Consider the following 22,163-nt stretch of genomic DNA (forward strand, 5'->3'; position numbering starts at 1 on the left):
TTGGGCGACTGACGCAAAGTTAGCAGCCGGCCGAGCGATGGCAAGCACGTCGCACGGCAACTCCTGTCGTCACGGAGACAAGTCGTCGTGCCCTTCTCGCTCCGGACACGCCGTTCCATCCAACGGCGTAGGCCATGTCGGCCAGTCTCCTTGTCGACTCCTCGTCACTGTCTGACATGCGGAACGACCCGACACCACCTAAGGGGTTACGAGGAGGTGTCCGAGAGGCTGACGCGCGGCCCGCCAGAAAAATCCCGGTGTCGTCACTCCCGTCCCCCCGAGTCACACAGATCACGCCCGTCGTGTCGCCGGGGGGCCGTCGAGAGGCCCGGATCGGCCTCCGACGGACGCCGGGAGCACCTCCGGGCGGTCGCCTAGGGTGGTGCGCGAGCGCCATCCGGCGCGCGCGAGGGGGAAACAGGTGGCGAGCCAGCTCTCCGCCGTCACCCGGCAGGTCGGTCCCGTGGCCGTGGGCCTGGGCGTGCTGGGTCTGGCGTCCTTCGCCTTCCTCTCCGTGAGCGGCCGCGCGCTGGGCCCCGCCGAGCTGGCGCCGCTGGGCACCTTGTGGGTCCTCATCAACGCCCTCGGCCCCGCGCTCTTCCAGCCGCTGGAGCAGGAGGTCGGCCGCGCCGTCGCCGAGCGCGCCGCGCACGGGCACGGCGCACGACCGGTCTTCCTGCGGGCCTGCGCCCTGGCCGGCGGCCTGGTCGTCGTGGCGGCGGTGGTCCTGTTCCTCGCCCGCCGCCCGCTGGCCGACGAGGTGTTCGCCGGGCAGGACGTCCTGGTGCTCGCGCTGCTGCTCGGCCTGGTGGGCCTGGGCGCCGAGCACCTGACCCGGGGCGCGTTCGCCGGCGGCGGCGCCTTCCCCCGCTACGGCACCCAGCTGGCGATCGACGGGGTGCTGCGGATCGGCAGCGCGGCCGCGCTCGCCCTGATCGGCGTCGCCACCGCGGGCTGGTACGGCCTCTTCCTGGGTCTGGCCCCGATCGTCGCCGTCCTCCTCACCGCCGGCTGGCTCGGCCCGGCCAACCAGCCCGGGCCGCACCACTCCTGGGGCGAGCTGTCCCACGCCGTCGGCTGGCTCAGCGTCGGGGCGCTGGCGAGCCAGTTCGTCATCAACGCCGCCCCCGTGGCGGCCAGCCTGCTCGCCGGTGCCGAGGAGCAGGCGCGCGCCGGCATCTTCATCAGCGTCCTCGTGCTCACCCGTGTGCCGCTGTTCCTCTTCGCCGCGATCCAGGCGTCGTTCCTCCCCGGGATGGCCGCGCTCGCCGCCGCGGGCGACGACGCCGGCTTCCGCCGCCGCCTGGACCTCATCGCCGGCGCGGTCACCGCGATGGGTGTCGCCGGGCTGCTGGTCATCGTGGCGATCGGGCCGTGGCTCGTCCGGCTCGTGTACGGCTCGGACTTCGTCACGACCCGCACCGACCTCTGGCCGCTCGCCGCGGCCAGCGGGCTGTTCATGCTCGCCTCGGTGCTGGCGCAGACCCTGGTGTCGATCCGCGGTTACCGCGCCCCGGTCGTCGGCTGGCTGGCCGGCACCGCGGCCTTCCTGTTCGCCCTGCTCGCCCCGCTGCGCCTGGAGCAGCGGGTCGGGTTCGCCTTCCTCGCCGGCAGCGCGGTCGCCGCGCTCGTCCTGGTGATCGCCATGCGCCTGCGCCTGCGCGCCCCGCTGACCGCGGGGTCGCGCGCGCCGGCCGACGGAGAGGACATCCCCTGGACCTGACCGCGGTGGTGCTCGCCTACGGCGAGCAGCCCTATCTCTACGACGTCGTCGACCGGATCCTCGCCTCCACCGGCGTGTCCGTGCACGTGGTCGTCGTCGACAACGGGTGCACCACCCCGTCGATGGACCCGCTGCGCGACCGTCCCGGCGTGACGCTGCTCGAGCCCGGCACCAACACCGGCTTCACCGGCGGCTGCAACCTCGGCGCCACCGCCACGGACTCGGAGTTCCTCGCCTTCGTGAACTCCGACGCCCTCGTCGAGCCCGACGCCCTCGCCGAGCTGACCAAGGTGGCGGCGCGACCCGACGTCGGGATCGCCTCGGCGAGCTTGCGGCTGGCCGAGACTCCCGAACTGCTGAACTCCGCCGGCAACCCGGTGCACGTCCTGGGACTGTCCTGGGCCGGCCACCTCGGCGAGCCGGCCGCCGACCACGACACCGAGTTCCCGATCGCCAGCGCGAGCGGCGCGGCCATCGTCGTGCGGCGAGAGGTGTGGAACGCGCTCGGCGGGTTCACCGAGCGCTTCTTCGCCTACCTCGAGGACGCCGACCTGTCTCTGCGCTGCTGGCAGCAGGGGTGGGACGTCGTCTACGTCCCGTCGGCCGTCGTCCTCCACCACTACGAGTTCGGCCGGAACAAGGCCAAGTTCTACCTGCTCGAGCGCAACCGGCTGATCCTGGTGCTCACCCTGTACCAGGCCAGGACGCTGGTCCTCCTGGCGCCGGCCCTGCTCGCCTTCGAGGTGGCGAGTTGCCTCGTCGCCGCGTCCCGGGGCTGGCTCCCCGCGAAGATCCGCGGGTACCGGTGGCTCGTCCGGGAGCGGACGTGGCTGACCGCGCACCGCCGGGCGGTCCAGCAGGCCCGCCGGCGCGACGACGGTGAGCTGGCGGGGCTGCTCACGGGCCGGTTCGACCAGAGCGTGCTGCCGCTACCGCGCGGTGGCGGACTCCTCAACGCGGCGATGAACGGCTACTGGAACGTCGTCCGCCGGCTGCTGTGAGCGGGCCTGCACCGCCTCGACGTGCCGCAGCGCGGCGTCGGCGAGCGCGACCTGGCGAGCCAGGAGCACCAGGCGCGCCTCCTGCTCGCGGAACCGCACGCTCGTGCTGCCGACGAGATAGATGATCACCAGCGCGAGGGCGTAGAGCAGCAGGTCGGTGCCACGGGTGACGCCGGTCCAGTTGGCCAGCGCCTGCAGGGAGTCGGGGAAGAGGACCGCGAGCACGCCGGCGACCACGGTGAGGACCGCCAGGATCTTGCGGCGGGCCTGGCCACGCAGCGACGTCCGCGAGCGCAGGGAGATCAGGACGGCCAGCACGAGGGCCGGCACGAGCAGCAGCTGGATGATCACTTTCGGCCCCAGTTCGTGACCCGGTGCGCGGCCACCTCGGCGAGGATGTTGATGCTGTTGAGCAGCGGCTGGCCCTTGGACTTCGAGTAGTCCGTGTACAGGATGTGCACCGGGTACTCGGTGATCCGGTACTCGGGACGGGTGAGGTACCGCTCGAGCTCCGACGCGTAGGCCATGCCCGCGTGCGACAGCCGGATGTCGGCGGCCACGTGGCGGGCGACGATCCGCAGTCCGTTGTGGGCGTCGGTCAGGCGGGTGCTGCTGCCGCGGTTGAGCAGCTTGGCCGCCGTCCGCAGGATGGTGCGGCGCAGCCAGCTCATCTGGGTCGGGCCGTCGCCCTCCAGGAAGCGCGAGCCCATGACGACGTCATGACCCTCGCGGATCTTGTCGATCATGCCGAGCAGGTCGGGGAGCTGGTGCTGGCCGTCGGCGTCGAAGCAGGCGATGTAGCGCGCGTCGGTGAGCAGCAGCGCGGCCTCGAAGCCGGTCTGCAGGGCCCCACCGGCGCCGAGGTTGATCGGGTGGCTCACCCGGAAGGCGCCGGCCTTGTCGATCTCCTCCGCCGAGTTGTCCGTGCTGGCGTCGTCCACGGCGATGACCGAGAGCCCGGCGGTGACCAGTTCGGAGATGACGGCGCCGACCACGGGGGCCTCGTTGTAGACACGGACGACCACGACGGTGTCCTCCCACGAGGGAGCCGCCGGGTTCGGGCTGTCCACGGCCTGGGGGCGCAACGAGTCCATCTCCTCGCATGCTAGGGGCATCCGCGGCGGAATGCCCCCACGCACCGTTGCCGGGTCATGCGTCACCGTCATCAGCCTGTGTCCCTCGTCGTCCGTTCCGCGGTTCTGCACGCGTGCCGAGCTGGCCCGTCGAGCATGCGGGACGAACCCGTCCGCTCCGGGCGACACTCCGACCCGGTTGCCACGGTGTGAGCACACACTGCACTCACGTCACAAGCGCCACCCACGGCCCCGGCCCCCTGGGCCCGGACGGGTCTCGAGGAAGGGACGGACGGGGCGCCTCCCGCTCGGAAGACGCCCCGTCCCTCGTGGCGTGGCGGTGTCAGGAGTGGGTGGACTCCCGGAGGTCGGCCTTGACGTACCGCTCCACGTACTCACGCGGGAACCAGCCCTCCCGCACCAGGTCGTGGAGCCGCTGGTGCACCGCGCTGGTGTACGCCCCGCGGTTCTCGTACAGCGCGGACAGTTGCTCCGCGGTCAGCGGCGTCTCGACCCCGACCTGGAAGCAGAGCGGCCCCGCCCCGGTGTTCACCGGCCAGTAGCGCTTGGTCGGCACGTCGAGGTACGTCGTCCGGACCCCTCCGACGGCGTTGCCGTACTGGTCGAGCTGGACGCGGGTCCCGTCGCTGAGGTCCTCGTCGACGGCGATGTACGGGGCGCGCGGGGGGACGGTGCCGTCGGTGACCCAGTCGAGCAGGTGCTGCAGGCCCATGAACGTCATCGCCCCGTAGGGGAACCTGCTCAGCGGCTGATCGCATCCGCTGACGCCGGGGTTCTCGCGTGAGTCGTTGTGCGACATCCCCGCCACCTCGTAGATGCGGAACTGGTTGCCGGGCACGTCGCTGTCCGGTCGCCGGTAAGCGCTGCTGACGTTGGTGTGCACCTCGAACTGCGTCGGCATCTGGATCGTCGGCACGTCGGTCATCTCGACCGGGTTGGGTCCGAGCGTGGCGGTCACGAAGAAGCCCTGGTAGATCGGCCCACCGTCCGGCATCCGCTGCGCCGCGTGCGTCGAGGCCATGTAGCCCCGGGTCACGGCGGAGGAGTCCGAGGTGCCGGCGAGCACCAGCGCCTCGACCGGGAAGCCGGCCAACGGGCCCGTACGGGCGTCGCTCCTGATGAGCCGGCCGACCTGGGCGATGATCTCGTTCGTCTGAGCGGCCGTGACGCTCAGGGTGCCGTACCGCTCCGCGTTGAACGGCTCGAGCGAGCTCGCCGGATTGCCCGCGTTGTCCAGGTTGATCGGGCGGGCGACGATCTCCAGGCAGGCGTGGCCGTTCTGGGCGATGCCGTAGCGGGCGAACTGGCAGATCAGCGCGTTGCCGCCTCGGTGCATCGGCTCGGCGATCACCTGACCGCTGAAGTCCCTGGCCTTCGCGGGACGGCGCACCAGGACCCGCGTCTCGTACGGCTGGCCGGCCGCCGTCCCCGAGACGAAGTACTCCTCGGCGACGTAGCCGAAGTCCTCCGGGTTGGTGCCCGGGGGTCCCGGTCGGATCCCGGCGAACATCGGCCCGGGGCCGGTGATGGGGCCTTCCACCGTGATCCCCTCGCCTCCGCCGCCCGCTCGTGCACGTGGTGCTGTCGCCAACAGCGCCGCGGTGAGCACGAGGAACGCGATCGTCGCGACTGCTGTCCAGGCCCCAGCCCCATGGCCGAGCCGCACACGTGGGTGCATCTCGAACTCCCTCGTCCGACGCGCCGGCCCACCCGACACGACCCAGAGGACTGTTTCCGTTTCGGTCTGCAACTGTCAACGCGCGCTCGGAGCCGCCTCTTGTCCAGGCGGCGCGTTGCCCCCGACGCGCGGACGACTGCCCACCTCGCTGCCGTGTCGCCACGGGCGGAGCCGGACTCCAGCTGGACTCGTCCGGTCGCGTGTCCCGGCCTCAGGAGAAGCGGGGGCCCGACCGCTGTTCGACCTCGGCCAGGAGCTGTTTGACCCGCTCCGCGTCGCCCAGCGGGCAGACCATCGTCACGTCGGCGGTGTGCACCACGACGCTGTCCCGCACGCCGACCAGCGCGACCAGGTGGTCGGGGTCGTCGCTGAAGACCACGTTGCGCTCGCTGTCGAGCAGCACGGTCAGGCCGCGCACCGCGTTGCCCGCCCCGTCGCCGTCCAGCGTCCCGGCCAGCGCGGGCCAGGAGCCGACGTCGAGCCAGTCGACGTCCAGGTCGACGACCAGCACCCGTCCCGGCTCGGTCGCGGCCGGCTCGAGGACGGCGTAGTCGACGCTGATCTTCGGCAGCGTCGGGAAGACCTCGGCGAGGACGGCGTCCCGCTCCGGCCCCGCGGGGACGGCGACCACCCGCGCCAGCCCGGCGGCGGACTCCGGCAGGTGCTCGGCCAGCGCGTCGAGCACCGTCTGCGCCCGCCACACGAACATCCCGGAGTTCCAGAGGTACTCCCCCGACGCGACGTAGGCCTCGGCCGTCGCCCGGTCGGGCTTCTCGCGGAAGGCCGCCGCCTCCGCCGCGCCGGGCACCTCGGCCGGTGCGCCGCGCTGCACGTAGCCGAAGCCGGTGGCCGGCGCGGTCGGCGTGATGCCCAGCGTGACCAGTGCGCCGGGTCGGACGGCGAGGACGTCGTAGGCGGTGCTCAGCGCGGCGGCGAAGCGCTCGACCGGCCGGATGACGTGGTCGGCGCTCACCACGGCCAGCTCGGCGTCCGGATCGGCGTCCGCGACCAGCGCGGCCGCCAGCCCGACCGCGTTGGCAGTGTCGCGGGCCACCGGCTCCAGGATCAGCCGGCCGGCGCCGAGCTCCGGCAGCGCCGCCCGCACCTGCGGGCCGTACCGGGCGGCCGTGCACACCCAGATCCGGTCGACCGGCAGCACCGCGCGCAGCCGGCCGAACGCCTCGGCGAGCAGGCTGTGCGCGCCGCCGTCCTCCTCGGTGACCACGTCGAGCAGCTGCTTGGGCCGGGCCGCCCGGGACAGCGGCCACAGCCGCGTCCCGGAGCCGCCGGCCATGATCACCGCGTGCCGCATCTCAGCCCTTCGTCCGGGAACGGCCCACGTCGTCGGCCCGCCGCTGGAAGCGGGCACCCGCGGCCACCCGGCCGCTGACGTAGGAGACCAGCATCCGGGCGCCCAGCCCGCCGCGGAGCAGCACCCGCAGCGGCGCGTTCCGGCGGCCGGGGTACTGACCGAAGAGGTAACGCAGCGCGCTGGTGTGGTGCACCCGCTGCATCCGGTGCGGGTCCCGGCGGGTGGAGTGCCCGCCCTCGTGGACGACCACGGCGGAGGGCGCGTAGACGTGCAGCCAGCCGCGCCGGCCCAGCCGCTCGGCGAGGTCGACGTCCTCGAAGTACATGAAGTAGCCCGGGTCGAACCCGCCGACCGACCAGAACGCCTCGAGGTCGACCAGCAGGCAGGAACCGGACAGCCAGCCGGCCGGGCGCTCCCGCGGCGACTCGCGCTCCCGGCGGTAGCGCGCGGTCCAGGGGTTGGCGGGCCAGGCCCAGCCCAGCAGCGCGTGCCCGGCCCCGGTGGACAGCCGCGGGAGGTCGCGCGCCGAGGGGTACAGCTCCCCCTCCGGCGTCCGGATCGCCGGCCCGAGCGTCGCCGCCCGCGGCCATCGGGCGGCCACGGTGAGCAGCTCGTCGATCGAGCCCGGCTCGAAGCGGACGTCGGGGTTGGCGACCAGCGCGTAGCCCTCCGACACCCCGGCCAGGCCGGCGTTCACCGCGGCGCCGTAGCCGATGTTGCCTCCGGTGCGCAGCAGCCGGACGTGCGGGTTCTGCGCGGCGGCCCGCTCCGGCGCGCCGTCGGTGGACCCGTTGTCGGCGAGCACCACCTCGACCGGGCGGGTCGTGGCGGCGGCCAGCGACTCGAGGAACCCCTCGAGGACCTCCCCCGGCGAGTAGGTCACCGCGACCACCCGTAGCGGCGTACTCACGGGGTCGTCCGGCACGGGGTCACCCTAGGCGGCGCCTCCGGCACGACGTCGTGCGGTGACGCACGTGCCGGGTGGGACGGCTGGGTCGCGGCCACCGGAACGGGGCGCGACGGGCTGACCAGCGGCTTGTCCGGCGCGCCGTCCGGAACCGCCACGGGGAGCCAGCCGCAGGATCACATAACGGTATCGTCGCGAGGCGTGACTTCCGCCAGACCTGATCTCGTCGTCGTGGGCTCCGGCTTCTTCGGACTGACCGTCGCCGAGCGCGTCGCGAGTCAGCTGGGCAAGCGCGTCCTGGTCCTCGACCGCCGCTCGCACCTCGGCGGGAACGCCTACTCCGCGCCCGAGCCCGAGACCGGCATCGAGGTGCACGTCTACGGCGCGCACCTGTTCCACACCTCGAACGAGCGGGTCTGGCAGTACGTGAACCAGTTCACCGAGTTCACGAACTACCAGCACAAGGTGTTCAGCATCTACGACGGGCAGACCTACTCGCTGCCGATCAACCTGGCGACCATCTGCCAGTACTTCGGCAAGAGCTTCTCCCCCGAGGAGGCGCGGGCGCTGGTCGCCGAGCAGTCCGGTGAGATCGACACGGCCGCCGCGGCCAACCTCGAGGAGAAGGCGATCTCGCTGATCGGCCGCCCCCTCTACGAGGCGTTCATCCGCGGGTACACGAAGAAGCAGTGGCAGACCGAGCCCACCGAGCTGCCGGCCGCGGTCATCGCCCGGCTCCCGGTGCGCTACACGTTCGACAACCGGTACTTCAACGACACCTACGAGGGCCTGCCGGTCGACGGCTACACCGCCTGGCTGACCCGGATGGCGGAGCACCCGGACATCGAGGTGCGGCTGGACACCGACTACTTCGACGTCCGCGACGAGCTGCCGCAGGACGTGCCCACCATCTTCACCGGGCCGATCGACAAGTACTTCGGTTACGAGGCCGGGGAGCTGGGCTGGCGCACGCTGGACTTCGAGACCGAGGTCCTGCCGATCGGCGACTTCCAGGGGACGTCGGTCATGAACTACGCCGACGAGGACGTGCCCTACACCCGGATCCACGAGTTCCGGCACTTCCACCCCGAGCGCGCCTACCCGACGGACAAGACCGTCGTCGTCCGCGAGTACTCCCGGTTCGCCGAGACCGGGGACGAGCCGTACTACCCGATCAACACCCCCGAGGACCGCGCGAAGCTCGAGCGCTACCGGGAGCTGGCCCGCAAGGAGGCCGTCGAGAAGCGGGTTCTCTTCGGCGGACGCCTGGGCACCTACAAGTACCTCGACATGCACATGGCCATCGGCTCCGCGCTCAGCATGTTCGACAACCGGATCCGTCCCTTCTTCGACCAGGGCGAGTCGCTCGACGGCTCCCTCGACGACTGACCCGCGAGGACTACGAACCGATGACCACGATCGACTCCCCGGTCTCCCCGGAACGGGTCGCCGACTCCTCGGCGGCCGACCTCGCGAGCGGCAAGGCGGTCACGCTGCTGCAGCGGGTGCTGCTGCCGCGCTCGGGTGACCCGCTGAAGGTGCGCTCCCTCTACGTCGACGAGAGCGCCGCCGGCACCCGGCGGGTCAAGGCCAGCAACCGGTCGGAGGGCAGCGTCGCCGCGGGCAACGAGGTCTCCTTCGCCACCTACTTCAACGCCTTCCCGGCCAGCTACTGGCGCCGGTGGACCGTCCTGCGCTCGGTGGTGCTGGGCATGCGGGTCTCCGGGCCCGGCCGGATCGACGTCTACCGGTCCAAGGCCGACGGCAGCATCATCCACGTCACCGGTGCCACCACCACCGGCGAGGAGCGGGTGCTCGAGTTCGACCTGGACCTGACCCCGTTCGAGGACGGCGGCTGGTACTGGTTCGACGTCACGGCCGACGACGCCCCGCTGACCGTGCACGAGGCGGCGTGGTCCGCGGCGCAGGCGCCCGAGCACGACACCCGGCTGTCGATCGGCATCTGCACGTTCAACCGGCCGACCGACTGCGTCGCGGCGCTGGCCGCGCTCGCCGGCGACCCGGTCGTGGCCGGCCTCATCTCGAAGGTGATCGTCGCCGACCAGGGCACCAAGAAGGTCCGTGACGACGCCGGTTTCCCGGCGGCGTCCGGTGCGCTCGGGGACAAGCTGATGCTGGTCGAGCAGGGCAACCTCGGCGGCAGCGGCGGCTTCTCCCGGACGATGTACGAGATGCTGCGCAACACCGACGCGACGCACCACATCCTGCTCGACGACGACGTGCAGCTGGAGCCCGACAGCATCGCGCGGGCCTACGCCTTCGCCCGCTTCACCAAGCTGCCCATGCTGGTCGGCGGCCAGATGCTGGCCCTGCAGGACCGCTCCGTGCTGCACTCGATGGGCGAGGTCGTCGCCCGCGACAAGTTCTTCTGGCGGGCCGCGCCCAACACCGAGTACGCCCACGACTTCGCCGAGGAGACCCTGCGCGAGTCGCCGGACCTGCACCGGCGGATCGACGTCGACTACACCGGCTGGTGGATGTGCCTCATCCCCCGCCAGGCGATCGAGCGGCTGGGCCTGGCGCTGCCGCTGTTCATCAAGTGGGACGACGCCGAGTACGGCATCCGCGCCGGCGAGCACGGCTTCCCGACCGCGACCCTGCCCGGCGTCGCCGTGTGGCACCTCTCGTGGAGCGACAAGGACGACACCGCGGGGTGGCAGGCCTACTTCCACACCCGGAACCGGCTGGTCGCGGCGGCGCTGCACACGCCCTACAAGCGGGGCGGCAAGCTGCTGCTGGACACCTTCAAGTTCGACCTGAAGTTCCTGATCATGCTGCAGTACGCCACCGCGGCCCTGCACCACCGGGCGTACGACGACTTCCTCGCCGGCCCGGAGCGGCTGTTCCCGATCCTCCCGACGGCGCTGCCGACCGCGCTGAAGCACCAGGGCGACTACCCCGACGGCCAGGTCATCGCGTCGTCGTCGGACCTCCCCCTGCCGTCGATGGGTGCGATCAAGGCCGAGCGGTTCATGAAGCCGCCGACGACGCCGCTGACGATCGGCCGGACGCTGCTGGCCGCGCTGGTGCACAACGTGCAGCGGCCCAAGCCCGAGGCCGCCGACCGCCCGGAGATGAACATCAGCGCCCAGGACGCGCGCTGGTTCCTGCTCTCCCGGCTGGACAGCGCCACCGTGGGCACCGCCGACGGGCGGGGTGTCACGTTCCGCCGCCGCGAGCAGGACACCTTCTGGAAGATGCTCAACCACTCGGTCCGGGTGCACATCCGGCTGGCGCGCGAGTTCCCCAGGCTGAAGAAGCAGTACCGGGAGCACATGCAGCAGCTGACCGCGCCGGAGAGCTGGGAGCAGGTGTTCAGGGCCGGGTGAACCGTTCCTGCCGCCCGGCCCGGGTGAGGCGCAGCCACTCGCGCCAGGCACCCGGGTCGCGGCGGGAGACGAGGAAGAACCAGCCGAACCGCACGGTCTCCAGCGGGCGCAGCCAGCGCATGCCCGGCTGGGCCATCAGGTAGCCGCGGTTGCGGTAGGTGAAGTACCGCTTGACCTCGTTCGCCGGGTACTGCGCCGACAGCCGGCCGCCGAGGATCGGCTCGAACTCCGTCGTCCCCTCGGGGTGCAGGTAGGCGGTCTCGGTGCAGGTGCCGAACGGCAGCCCGGCCCGCAGCAGCCGGCGGTGGATCTCGGTCTCGTCGCCGCGGAAGAACAACCGGTAGTCGGGCACACCGACGACGTCGAGCGCCTCGGCGCGGAACAGCGCCCCGTTGAACAGCGACGCGTAGCGCGGCAGCAGGTCCAACCCCGCGAAGTCGCTGCGCCGCCGCCGCCAGCGCAGCCCCCGGCGCAGCGGGAAGGCCAGCCTGTCGGGGTCGGCCATGTCGGCGACCAGCGGCGACACCTCGGCCAGCCCGTGCCGGCGGGCGCTGGCCAGGAGCGTCTCCAGGACCCGGTCGTCGGCCGGGCGGCCGTCGTCGTCGGCGCACCACACCCAGTCCGCGCCGAGGGACAGCGCGGTCAGCATGCCGAGCGCGAAGCCACCGGCCCCGCCGAGGTTGCGCCGGCTGGGCAGGTAGGTCGCCGGCAGGCCGCTGGCCCGGACGACGTCCTCCGCGGACTGGTCGGGCCCGTTGTCGACCACGACCACGGCGTCGACGCGGCGGGTCTGGGTGGCCAGGACGGCGAGGCTCTCGGCCAGCAGCTCGCGGCGGTGCCGGGTGACGACGACCGCGACGACGCACTCGCCGTCCCCGGCCGGGACACCGGTCACGCGGGGAGGCCCTTGTAGGACCGCAGGACGTCCTCGAGCTCGCCCTGCTGCTTGACCCGGCCGTGCTCCATCCAGATGGCGGTGTCGCACAGCTCGCGCAGGAACTCGTCGGAGTGCGAGGCGAAGACCAGCAGCCCCGAGCGCTCGACCAGGTCGGCCAGCCGCTGCTTGGACTTCTCCAGGAACGCGGCGTCGACCGCGCCGATGCCCTCGTCGAGCAGCAGGATCTCCGGGTCGATGCTGGTGACCACGCCGAGGGCCAGCCGCACGCGCATGCCGGTGGAGTACGTCCGCAGCGGCATCCGCAGGAAGTCGCCGAGCTCGGTGAAGTCGGCGATGTCGTCGACCCGCGCCTCCATCTGCTTGCGGGTCATCCCGAGGAACAGCCCGCGGATCATGATGTTCTCGAGGCCGGAGATCTCGGGGTCCATGCCGACGCCGAGGTCGAAGATGGGCGCCACCCGGCCGGAGATCTCCGCGACGCCGCGGGTGGGCTCGTAGATGCCGGCCAGCAGCCGCAGCAGCGTCGTCTTCCCGGCGCCGTTGTGCCCGACCAGCGCCACCCGGGAACCGTGCTCCAGGTGCAGCGTGACGTCGGTCAGCGCCTCGATGATCGGCACCTTGCTGGTGCTGGCGATGTTGCCGCCGACCAGGCCCATGACCGTCTTCTTCAGCGACCGGCTCTTCGCGTCGAAGATGGGGAAGTCGACGCAGGCGTCCTTGGTGGTGATGCTGACCGGGGGCCGGTCCGTGGCGGCGGGGTCGGTGGACACGTTCACACCCAATACGAGACGCGGGACCGGTACCGGCGGACGACGAACAGCGTCACCGCCCAGCCGATCACCGTGATGACGAGGACGACGATCCAGTACCGCAGGAGCTGGTCCTGCCCCAGCAGCGGCCGCCGGATGATCTCGACGAAGTGCAGGAAGGGGTTGAACTCCGCCAGCCGGGCCCGCTCGGCGATCGACTCGTTCGCGCTGTTGAGCAGGTCCTCGTAGATCCAGACGATCGGCGTCAGGAAGAACATCAGCTGGACGATGCTCTGCGTGATCGGCGTGAGGTCCCGGAACCGGGTGGTGACGACGCCCAGCAGCAGCGCCACCCAGGCACCGTTGGCCATGAGCAGGGCGAACGCCGGGATCGCGGCGAGGACGGTCCACGACAGCGGCTGCGGGAAGATCACCAGCATGACCAGGTAGACGATCATGTTGTGCGCGAAGAGCAGGCTCTGCCGCCAGACCAGCCGGTAGACGTGCACGCTCAGCGGTGCGGGCAGGTGCTTGATCAGCCCCTCGTTGGAGATGAAGACGTCCGCGCCCTCCAGGACGCAGCCGCTGATGAAGCCCCACACGATGAAGCCGACGAGGATGTAGGGCAGCTGCACCGCGAGGTCGTTGCCGAACAGGCCGGCGTAGAGGATGCCGAGCGCGACGGCGGTGACCGCCATGCTGATGGTGATCCAGATGGGGCCGAGCACCGAGCGGCGGTAGCGCTGCTTGATGTCCTGCCAGCCGAGGTGGCCCCACAGCTGCCGCTGCCGCCAGCCGCCGCCGAGGTCCTCGAAGGTCCGGGACCACGTGCGGGAGTCCGACTGGGGCGGTGCTGTTGACACGGGACCCGACGGTACCCGCCGCACTCCGGCCGACCCGCACTCCGGCGGGGGTCCGGCGCCCGCCTGACCCCATCCGGCGCAGCCACCACACGGCTACCCCCGATCGCCGCCCGGCTACTGTGGCCGGGACTGCGGGGCGTGCGGGGGAGCCGGCGGGTACGGCCCAGTGCCCCAGCACCCGCCACTCATCGTCGCCACCACAGACGGGACCTGGCGTTCGTGCCTCTCGACTCGATCATCGTGCCGGTCACCACCCTGGTGGTGCTGCTGGCCCCGGGCGGGCTGGTCGCCGTCGCCGCCGGGCTGCGGGCGCGGCACGCCCTCGCGACCGCCCCGGTCCTCACCTACGGGCTGGCCGCGGTGGCCGCCACCGTCGCGGAGGTGGTCGACGTCCCGTGGGGCGGCTGGTTCCTCGCCGCGGAGGCCGTCGTCGTGGCCGGCGTCCTGTGGGGAGCACGGGCCCGCGCGGGTGGCCGGCCGCTGCTGCCGCTCCCCCGGTTCGCCCGGCCGGGCCGGGACGACGTCGTGGTGGCGGTCGGGGTCCTGCTGGGTGGGCTCGTGTCCCTGGCCGCGATGCTGCGCGGCTTCGGGTCCCTGGACCGCCCCAACCAGACGTGGGACTACACGTACCACGCGAACATCACCCGGTTCATCGCCGACTCGGGAGACGTCGCGGCGTCGGCACTGCGGGTGGTGAACAACTGGGACTCCGAGTCCTTCTTCTACCCCAACGCGCACGCCGCGATCGGCGCCGTCGTCCGGGACCTCACCGGGGCGGACGTCTTCTCGGTGCTCAACTCCCAGATCCTGCTCCTCGGCGGGGTGGCCGGCCTCGGGCTGGCCGTGCTGCTCCGCGACCTGGGCGCGCCGCTGGCCGTGACGGCGTCCACCCCGGTGCTCCTGGCCGGCTTCGCCAGCTTCCCCTACGACCTCGTCTGGCGGGGACCGCTCCTGCCCTACGCCACCGGCCTCGCGGTGACGCCGGCCTTCCTGCTCCTCGTCCGCCTCCTGGTGGTGGACCGACGGCCGCCCCACGTCGTGCTCGCCGTCCTGGGCGGAGCGGCGCTGTTCGGCCTGCAGCCGAGCACGGCGCTGTCCGCGGCCGGACTGGCGCTGCTCATGGTGGCGCAGCGGTGCTGGTCGCGGCGGCGGGTGGACGGCCGGGAGGCCGGCCTGCTGGCGCTCGCCGCTGTCCTGACGGCGGTGGTCTCGGCGCCCGCCGTGGTGGGCGCCCTCCGGGCCAACGCCGGGACCGACGTCGACTGGGCCGCCGACATGACCCTGGCCGAGGCCGTCGACGCGCTGGTCGTCCTCGACGCCAGCGCCTCCGGGCCGCAGCCCTGGCTGGCCCTGTGCGTGGCGGCGGGCCTGCTCACCATCCGGTCTGCCCGCTACCTGTGGTGGCTGGTGGCGGGGTCGGCGGTGGCGCTGCTGCTGTTCGTGCTCACGGCCGCCTCCGACGCCGAGTTCGTCGAGTCGCTGACCGGCCCCTGGTGGAACGACCGCTGGCGCTTCGTGGCGCTGGCCGTCCTCGGCCTGGCGCCGCTCGCGGCACACGGGCTCTGGCGCCTGTCACTGGGGCTGGTCGCCCTGGCCCGCCGGGTGTCCGGGGAGCGGGCACGGCGACTCCGGCTGCCGGGCCGGGCGGTGGTGTTCGGCGGCGTCCTCGCCGTCCTCCTGCTGCTGACCAACGGCCTGTACTGGACGGACAACCACAGCCGGATCGCCCGGGCCTACCAGCACGACCGGTACCTCGACGACGCCGAGATGACGGCGATGGCCTGGCTCTCCGACCGCATCCCCCCTGGCGAGACGGTCATGAACGACTCGGCGGACGGCTCGGCCTACCTGCTCGCGGTGGGGGGTGTGCGGCCGGTGTTCGGGCACCTCGTCTCGTCCTTCGGCGTCCTCGGCCCCACCCAGACGCTGCTGCGCGAGCGGTTCCGGTGCCTGGACAGCGACGTCGCGGTGCGGGAGGCGATCGACCGGCTGGACATCGGCTACGTCTTCCTCGGCAGCGGCTTCATCAACAGCCGCTCCGAGCGGGTCACGGGCCTCCGCCGGCTGAACGGGTCACCGTCCCTGCACGCCGTGTACGAGCGGGACGGTGTGCAGGTCTACGAGGTGGCGCTGCGGCCGCTCGCCGAGCGCCCGCTGCCCGGCTGTGCGCAGCCCGCGGGCTGACCGTCCGCACCCGCGACGAGCAGCGCCTCCCCCGTCCTCCGCACAGGAGGACAGGGGAGGCGCGTCGCACCCCGGCTCAGCCGGGGTCAGTAGCTGCGGGCCACCCCGACCGTGTCGCTGGACCCCTTCGTCCACCTCCCGGGGAGCGGGCGGTCCCCCGCGTCACCGAACGGGAACGCCAGGTCGGCCACCCCCGTGGAGACGCTGTTGCGCAGGAAGAACCTGCCGCTGCGGTAGATGCCGACCGTGTCCGTGCCGTTGCCGTCCCAGTCGCCCACCGTCGGCAGGTCCGTCGCGTCGCCGTAGGAGATGCGCGCGTCGGCCACCGGCCGCAGGTTGCTGTTGGTCAGGAAGAAGGTCCCGCGCCGCCAGACGCCGACCGTGTCGTACGGGTCGCCGTCCCAGTCGCCGGCCACCAGCACGTCGCCGCGGTCGCCGAACCAGAAGTCGCCGTGCGAGACGCCGGTGCTGTTGCTGTTGCGCAGGAAGACGTGGCCGGACCGGTAGATGCCGACGGTGTCGGTGCCGTTGCCGTCCCAGTCACCGCACACCGGCTGGTCGCCCGCCTGCCCGTAGCCGAAGGACGCCTCCGCCTGGCCGGAGCCGGCGGCGTTGGTGATGTGGAAGACCCCCGAGCGGAAGACGCCGAGCGTGTCGACCCCGTCGCCGTCCCAGTCGCAGGACAGCGGGACGTCGCCCCGTCCCCCGAAGGCGACGCCCTGGGCGGACGCTCCCAGCACGTTGGCCGACCCCTGGAAGACCACCGGCTGCACCGCCGCGGCCGGCCGGCTCCCGCCGATGGTGAACCAGTCGGACCGCAGGCCGAGCGCGGTACGGACCTGGCTGCCGGTCGCGGTCACGGTCTTCGCGGTGCCGATGATCTGCACCTGGGTGGCCCGGCCGCCGTCGGCACCGTACCCGTTGCGCGCGGTGACCTTGATGTCGGTCAACGTGCCGACGCCGTACGCGGCGGCGATCGTCGTCGCCGGCACCGCCAGCGCCCAGTCGTGGTACGGCGAGGCGGCGTCCCCCGCGTCCGGGACCGCCGGGAAGGTGCCGCCCGCGGTGTGGCCACCGGTCGAGGAGCTGAACTCCGCGCGCACGATGGCGTTGGCCCCGTTGCGGAGCACCACGCCGCTGGTCGCGGCGATGGCCGCGTCGGTGCGCGGGTCCTCCAGCGCCTTGGTGGTGTTGGTGCCCGCGCCCAGGTACACCTGGCAGCTCGTGGTGTCGCAGGTCTTGGCCCAGGAGGAACGGCCCTCGGCCCAGGCGTAGGACCGGGCCGCGACGGCCTGGGCCTTGAGCGCCTCGATGCCCTTGCCGCCGGCCGCGTCGCCCCAGCTCGCCGGCGACTCCCGCGGGACGACGCCCCGGAGGTAGTCCTCCATGTTCACGCTGTTGACGGTGCGCTGCCCCTCGGGCAGCCACCGCACGGAGAGCTCACCGCGGTACTGGGTGGTCCCCGTGGGAGTGCACAGACTCAGCATCGCCGACAGGTCGTTCCCCGGTGGGACGCTCGCGACGACCCGCGAGCTGCCGATGGTCTGCGGTGCGGAGAGCGCGCCGGCGCAGCCGGCGCCGGTGGCGAGGGTGAAGGAACCGTCGGGGCGGGCCTGCACCCGAGCCGCGGTGCCGGCGGGGAGCGGGACGCCGCCCACCGTGAAGTCCCGGCCCGAGGTCACGACGAGGTCGCGACCGTCCTGCCCGGTGAGCTGGACGGTGATGACGTCGTTGGGCTGGGTGGACTGCGTCGTCCCGCCGTAGTAGTGCGACAGGATCTGGGTGTAGGGCCAGCTGTGCGTGGTGGCGTAGCCGTACGCACCCCACTGCCCCAGTCCGCGCCCGTGGCCCCAGCCGTGGCCGGTGAACTGGACGTCGCCGGTGAGTGCGGCCTGCGCGGGCGCCGGGGCGACGATCGACCCCGCGGCGGCGAGGCCGATCGCGGCGAGGGCCGTGCCGGCCCAGCGCCGCAGTCGGAGACGGTCAGTAGCCACGGGAGACCCCTGCGGTGTCGGTGCCGTTGCCGTCCCAGTCACCGGGCAGCGGCGCGTCGGCGACCTCGCCGAACTGGAGCGCCACGTCGGTCGTGGGGCGGGACAGGCTGTTGGTCAGGAAGAAGTTGGTGCCGCGGCGGACGCCGATGGTGTCCCGGCCGGTGCCGGTCCAGTCCCCGGCGACGATGCGGTCGGAGCCGTCACCGAAGTACAGGTGACCGTCGGTGTTGGGCCGCAGGTTGCTGTTGGTGAAGTGGAAGACGTTGCGCTGGTAGACCCCGACCGTGTCGTAGGGGTCGCCGTCCCAGTTGCCCGCCACCGGCTGGGCCGTGCGGTCGCCGAACATGAAGGCGCCCTGCGCCGGGCCGGTCGAGTTGGCGTTGCGCAGGAAGAACGAGCCCGGGCGCCAGACGCCGATGCTGTCCTTGCCGTCGCCGTCCCAGTCGCCGCACAGCGGCCGGTCCGAGGGGTCGCCGAACCAGAAGTCCGCGACCGGCGCGGCGGTCGGGGAGTTGGAGTCGAACAGGACGAAGCGGCCGCGGCGGAAGATGCCGACCGTCTCGGTCCCGTCACCGTTCCAGTCGCAGGCGATCGGGACGTCGCCCCGGTCACCGCGGGAGAAGTCGAGGTCGGGGGCGCCCGGGGTGTTGGAGTTGCGCAGCACGTTCTGGGCGGCCACCGGCCCGCCACCCGGGACCCACTTCGCCACGACCATCGCCCGGATGTCGCTCATCTTGCTGTAGGCGTACTGACCGGGGCAGGCGGTCGAGCCGACGTCCCGGTGGGCGAACACCGTCGGCAGGGTGACCTGCTGGCCCTTCGCGTACTTGGCCGTGCCGCCCCCGGCGGAGGTCAGCGTGGTCGTCCCCTTGGGGTCGACGCCGTAGAGCGACAGCTTCCAGGCGGCGACGGAGGCCACCGTCTCGAGCATGACGGCCGGCGGGGCGACGACGTCGTAGTTGCCCATCATCGAGACGCCGAACGTGGACGTGTTGAACCCGCCGGCGTGGGCCCCGACGACGGTGCTGGCCAGACCGCCGGAGCGGCCCTCCCAGGCCCGGCCGAACTTGTCGACGATGACGTTGTAGCCGATGTCCCCCCACCCGAGGCTGACCGCGTGGTAGGCGTACATCGAGCGCAGGATCCCCGGCACGTCCGCGGCGGTGTAGTCGTTGTTGCCGGCGGTGTGGTGGATGGTCGCGGCCTTGATCGTCGGCGCGTACTCGTGGTCCCAGCCCATGATGTTCTCGTCGGCACCCCACTGGGCCCGGGAGTAGACCGGCGGCATGGATGCCGCGGCGTTCGCCTGGTCGGTGATCTCCGGCGTGCCCGGCTGCGCGTCCGCCGCGCTCTTGCCCGGGTCGATCAGCTGGACCTGCACGTCGCGCGGCGTGGAGCCGTCCGCGGCCTGGACGATGACCTCGATGCCCGTGGCCGCCCCGGTCCACCAGGGCGCCGTGCCGCCGCGGGCCTCCGCGTCGGCGGGACCGGCCGACTCCTGCTCGACGTCGTCCTGCTCGACCGTCGTCCACGCACCCCACGTGCCGCGGGCGTCCTTCGTGCGGAGCTGGACGGTCACCCCGGTCACCGCGTCGTCCTGTGCCCACGTGACGCCGACGGCCGAGAACGGCTCGCTGTCGGGCTGGGAGACGGTCAGCGCAGGGACGCCGCCGAGCTCCTCACCGGAGCTGGCGACCTCGTCACCGCCGGACGTCGTCGCCGGCGGAGCGGGCTGCCCCGCGGCCGGCGGGGCGACCTCCGCCCCGGGACCGGCGTCGACGACGACGCCGTCCGTGGTGACCACGGCGGTGTCCTCCGGCTGCTCCACCGAACCCAGGTCGACCGCCTCGATGGACGGCGCGACCGGCTCCGCCTCCGGCGTGGGGGCGGCGTAGACGGGCAGGACGAGGATGGTCCCCGACAGGACGAGGAAGGCTGCTGATCCTACGAGTGAGCGGCGCACGAACGTGGTTCCTCCGTTGAGCGAGCGGGAGCCCGGCCGCACGGCGAGACGGACCCGTACCGCAGCTTCATCGTCAGGGTCGCGCTTTCACTTGAGGCGCGCCGCTCACCGACCGTGATTGTCTGCATAACGAAACCATCTCTATCGGCAGCTCCTCCAGCCCCTGTGACCCATCGGACCCCGACGTCGTCACTCGAGTAACACCGTCACCGCGCGCCCCGGGGGACACGCCAGGCGGCGGTCACCGGGCGTGCAGGCGTCGCCGGGAGGGCAGCCGCCGAGAGGGCAGAGGTCGCCGACAGGGCGGGCGCGGCCGGGAGGGCGGCGTTCCCCGCGCGCGGACGCTCCCCGGGCGCGGACGTCACCCGGGAGGGCAGCCTCACCAGGAGCGCAGGGCCTCCGCCAGCGCTGCCCGCCAGGGACGCGGCGCCGGCAGCCCGGCGGCGGTCCAGGCCGTGGTGTCGAGCACCGAGTAGGCCGGCCGGGGAGCCGGGCGCGGAAAGGCGTCGGTGCTGGTGGGCAGCACCCGCTCGGGGTCGGCGCCACGCTCCTCGAACACCGCTCGCGCCAGGTCCCACCAGCTCGCCGCCCCGGTGTTGGTGAGGTGCAGGACCGGCGGAGCCGACTCGGCCCGGGCGCCGAGCGCCACCAGGCCGGCGGCGAGGTCGAGCGACCAGGTGGGCGAGCCGACCTGGTCGGTGACCACCGAGACGGTCGGCCGGTCGGCCTCCAACCGCATCATCGTGGCGACGAAGTTCCCGCCGTGGTGCCCGTAGACCCAGGCGGTGCGGACCGTGGTGGCGTCCCCGCCGGCCGCGGCGACCGCCCGCTCACCGGCGGCCTTCGTCCGGCCGTACGCCGACCGGGGGGCGGTCGGGGCGTCGACGGGATAGGGCTCGGTGGCGGTGCCGTCGAAGACGTAGTCGGTCGACACGTGCACCAGCCGGCCCGCGCCGGCCATCTCCTGGGCCAGCCAGCCCGGTGCGGCGCCGTTGACCAGCTGCGCGGTGGCCTCGTCGGTCTCGGCGTCGTCCACCGCGGTGTAGGCGGCGGCGTTGAGCAGGACGGCGCGGTCGGCGCGCACCTCGTCCAGCCAGTGCCGGACCGTCTTGCGGACGGCCGCCTCGTTAGTGAGGTCGAGCTCGGCGCGGCCGAGCGCCGTCACGTCGTCGTCCGGGCGCCGGGCGAGGACCTCGAGCAGGTCGTGCCCGAGCTGTCCGCGTGCCCCGGTGACCAGCCAGGCGGTGCTCAGGCCGCTCACGAGCCCTCCTCGCTGGCGCTCGTCGGCCGCGTTCGCGGGCGCTGCCGTGCTCACTGGTGAGCTCGCGAGCTCGCTCACGCCGTGGCGTCCTGGGAGCCGGCCTCCTGGTGCGCCGTCGCCGCGGCGGCCTTCAGCGGCTCCCACCAGGCGCGGTTCTCGCGGTACCACTGCACGGTCAGGGCCAGCCCGTCCTCGAAGCTCATCCGCGGCGCGTAGCCGAGGGCCGCAGTCTTCGAGTAGTCGACGGAGTAGCGCAGGTCGTGCCCACCGCCGCGCGGGTCGACGATGTTCTCGACGTAGCTCCAGTCGCGGCCGGTGGCGTCGAGCAGCTTCTCGGTGAGCTCCTTGTTGGAGAGCTCCCGGCCGCCGCCGATGTTGTAGAACTCGCCGGGCAGCCCCTTCTCGACCACCAGCTGGATGCCCCGGCAGTGGTCGTCGACGAACAGCCAGTCGCGGACGTTGGCGCCCTCGCCGTACAGCGGCACCCGCTCGCCGTCGAGCAGGTTGGTGACGAACAGGGGGATGACCTTCTCCGGGAAGTGGAAGGGCCCGTAGTTGTTGCTGCACCGGGTGATCGAGATGTTCAGCCCGTAGGTCTGGGCGTAGGCGCGGGCGATCAGGTCACTGCCGGCCTTGGCGGCCGAGTAGGGCGAGTTGGGCTCCAGGAGGTGGTCCTCGGTCCAGGAGCCGTCGTCGATGGACCCGTAGACCTCGTCGGTGGAGACGTGCAGCACCCGGCCGACGCCGTGCCGCAGGGCTGCCTCGAAGACCTGCTGCGCGCCGAGGACGTTGGTGAGGACGAAGTCCGCCGCCCCGTGGATGGAACGGTCGACGTGCGACTCGGCGGCGAAGTTGACCACCACGTCGACCCCGGGCAGCGCTGCGTCCAGGTCGGCCTGGACGCAGATGTCGCCGCGGACGAACCGGTACCGCGGGGAGTCCGCGACCGACGCGAGGTTGGTGAGGTTGCCCGCGTACGTCAGCTTGTCGAACACCACGACCTCGGCGTCCTCGAAGCCGGGGTACCCGCCGGTCAGCATGGTCCGGACGTAGTGCGAGCCGATGAAACCGGCACCGCCGGTGACCAAGATGCGCACGAGACCCCTCGTTCCCGCCGGGCACGTCCCCGGCACCGCGTCCCAGTGTCCCGCATCGCCCACCGGGGCCCCGGTGGCCGTGTGACTCG

17 protein-coding genes are annotated in these 22,163 nt (G+C 72.6%); 5 read left to right on the forward strand and 12 right to left on the reverse strand.

What is annotated here, in order from left to right:
• Nucleotides 1-421: 421 nt before the first annotated feature.
• Both GCU56_RS08770 and GCU56_RS08775 read left to right on the forward strand, forming a co-directional pair.
• Nucleotides 422-1,723 (forward strand): lipopolysaccharide biosynthesis protein, encoded by a 1,302-nt coding sequence (locus tag GCU56_RS08770; protein ID WP_163481269.1) that lies wholly within the window; start codon nt 422-424, stop codon nt 1,721-1,723.
• A gap of 5 nt (nt 1,724-1,728) precedes the next feature.
• Nucleotides 1,729-2,724 (forward strand): glycosyltransferase, encoded by a 996-nt coding sequence (locus tag GCU56_RS08775; RefSeq protein ID WP_204331758.1) that lies wholly within the window; start codon nt 1,729-1,731, stop codon nt 2,722-2,724.
• Here the strand turns inward: GCU56_RS08775 and GCU56_RS08780 are convergent.
• The 5 genes from GCU56_RS08780 to GCU56_RS08800 form a co-directional block, all read right to left on the reverse strand.
• The gene (locus tag GCU56_RS08780; RefSeq protein WP_163481271.1) at nt 2,653-3,075 is read right to left on the reverse strand and encodes a DUF2304 family protein; all 423 of its coding nucleotides are present in this window, start codon (nt 3,073-3,075) and stop codon (nt 2,653-2,655) included. The genes GCU56_RS08775 and GCU56_RS08780 overlap by 72 nt on opposite strands.
• Nucleotides 3,072-3,818 (reverse strand): glycosyltransferase family 2 protein, encoded by a 747-nt coding sequence (locus GCU56_RS08785; RefSeq protein WP_163481273.1) that lies wholly within the window; start codon nt 3,816-3,818, stop codon nt 3,072-3,074. Before GCU56_RS08785 ends, GCU56_RS08780 begins: the two co-directional genes overlap by 4 nt.
• A gap of 322 nt (nt 3,819-4,140) precedes the next feature.
• Complete coding sequence (locus GCU56_RS08790; RefSeq protein WP_163481275.1) at nt 4,141-5,358, reverse strand: alpha/beta hydrolase domain-containing protein; 1,218 nt, start codon at nt 5,356-5,358, stop codon at nt 4,141-4,143.
• 349 nt (nt 5,359-5,707) lie between these two features.
• The gene (locus tag GCU56_RS08795; protein WP_163481277.1) at nt 5,708-6,808 is read right to left on the reverse strand and encodes a mannose-1-phosphate guanylyltransferase; all 1,101 of its coding nucleotides are present in this window, start codon (nt 6,806-6,808) and stop codon (nt 5,708-5,710) included.
• A gap of 1 nt (nt 6,809) precedes the next feature.
• The gene (locus GCU56_RS08800) at nt 6,810-7,733 is read right to left on the reverse strand and encodes a glycosyltransferase family 2 protein (protein WP_345771733.1); all 924 of its coding nucleotides are present in this window, start codon (nt 7,731-7,733) and stop codon (nt 6,810-6,812) included.
• 183 nt (nt 7,734-7,916) lie between these two features.
• Between GCU56_RS08800 and glf the strand changes: the two genes are divergently transcribed.
• Together glf and GCU56_RS08810 are read left to right on the forward strand one after the other, a co-directional pair.
• Nucleotides 7,917-9,104: a UDP-galactopyranose mutase gene (gene glf / locus GCU56_RS08805; protein ID WP_163481279.1), complete on the forward strand. Its 1,188-nt coding sequence runs from the start codon at nt 7,917-7,919 to the stop codon at nt 9,102-9,104.
• Nucleotides 9,105-9,124: 20 nt separating this feature from the next.
• Nucleotides 9,125-11,065 carry a glycosyltransferase gene (locus tag GCU56_RS08810; RefSeq protein ID WP_163481281.1) on the forward strand — a complete coding sequence of 647 codons (1,941 nt, stop codon included), beginning with the start codon at nt 9,125-9,127 and terminating at the stop codon, nt 11,063-11,065.
• Here the strand turns inward: GCU56_RS08810 and glfT1 are convergent.
• From glfT1 to wzm, 3 genes are read right to left on the reverse strand one after another with little or no spacing between them, the layout of a single operon-like run.
• Complete coding sequence (gene glfT1 / locus GCU56_RS08815) at nt 11,052-11,960, reverse strand: galactofuranosyltransferase GlfT1 (protein WP_163481283.1); 909 nt, start codon at nt 11,958-11,960, stop codon at nt 11,052-11,054. The genes GCU56_RS08810 and glfT1 overlap by 14 nt on opposite strands.
• Nucleotides 11,957-12,733, reverse strand: a complete 777-nt coding sequence (gene wzt / locus GCU56_RS08820; RefSeq protein ID WP_345771734.1) for a galactan export ABC transporter ATP-binding subunit Wzt/RfbE — start codon at nt 12,731-12,733, stop codon at nt 11,957-11,959. Before wzt ends, glfT1 begins: the two co-directional genes overlap by 4 nt.
• Nucleotides 12,734-12,735: 2 nt before the next feature.
• On the reverse strand, nt 12,736-13,575 hold the full coding sequence (gene wzm, locus GCU56_RS08825) for a galactan export ABC transporter permease subunit Wzm/RfbD (RefSeq protein ID WP_345771735.1): 840 nt from the start codon (nt 13,573-13,575) through the stop codon (nt 12,736-12,738).
• 219 nt (nt 13,576-13,794) lie between these two features.
• On the opposite strand from wzm, the gene GCU56_RS08830 reads away from it, so the two are divergent.
• Nucleotides 13,795-15,759: a DUF6541 family protein gene (locus GCU56_RS08830; protein WP_163481287.1), complete on the forward strand. Its 1,965-nt coding sequence runs from the start codon at nt 13,795-13,797 to the stop codon at nt 15,757-15,759.
• An 86-nt stretch (nt 15,760-15,845) separates the two neighbouring features.
• Here GCU56_RS08830 and GCU56_RS08835 read toward each other — a convergent pair whose 3' ends face one another.
• From GCU56_RS08835 to rfbB, 4 genes are all read right to left on the reverse strand, one after another.
• The gene (locus GCU56_RS08835; RefSeq protein WP_163481289.1) at nt 15,846-17,753 is read right to left on the reverse strand and encodes a SpoIID/LytB domain-containing protein; all 1,908 of its coding nucleotides are present in this window, start codon (nt 17,751-17,753) and stop codon (nt 15,846-15,848) included.
• Nucleotides 17,743-19,716 carry a peptidoglycan recognition protein family protein gene (locus tag GCU56_RS25120; protein WP_345771736.1) on the reverse strand — a complete coding sequence of 658 codons (1,974 nt, stop codon included), beginning with the start codon at nt 19,714-19,716 and terminating at the stop codon, nt 17,743-17,745. Before GCU56_RS25120 ends, GCU56_RS08835 begins: the two co-directional genes overlap by 11 nt.
• 379 nt (nt 19,717-20,095) lie before the next feature.
• Nucleotides 20,096-20,977 (reverse strand): dTDP-4-dehydrorhamnose reductase, encoded by an 882-nt coding sequence (rfbD, locus tag GCU56_RS08845; protein ID WP_345771737.1) that lies wholly within the window; start codon nt 20,975-20,977, stop codon nt 20,096-20,098.
• A 74-nt stretch (nt 20,978-21,051) separates the two neighbouring features.
• A complete protein-coding gene (rfbB, locus tag GCU56_RS08850; RefSeq protein ID WP_163481290.1) occupies nt 21,052-22,074 on the reverse strand; it encodes a dTDP-glucose 4,6-dehydratase in 1,023 nt (340 codons plus the stop codon).
• Nucleotides 22,075-22,163 lie beyond the last annotated feature (89 nt).

Source organism: Geodermatophilus sabuli (genome assembly GCF_010686765.1).
Lineage (GTDB): Bacteria > Actinomycetota > Actinomycetes > Mycobacteriales > Geodermatophilaceae > Geodermatophilus > Geodermatophilus sabuli_A.

Coding starts and splice junctions, on each gene's coding strand:
- GCU56_RS08785 (WP_163481273.1), bottom strand. CDS start 3,818: ATGGACTCGTTGCGCCCCCAGGCCGTGGACAGCCCGAACCCGGCGGCT.
- GCU56_RS08795 (WP_163481277.1), bottom strand. CDS start 6,808: ATGCGGCACGCGGTGATCATGGCCGGCGGCTCCGGGACGCGGCTGTGG.
- GCU56_RS08810 (WP_163481281.1), top strand. CDS start 9,125: ATGACCACGATCGACTCCCCGGTCTCCCCGGAACGGGTCGCCGACTCC.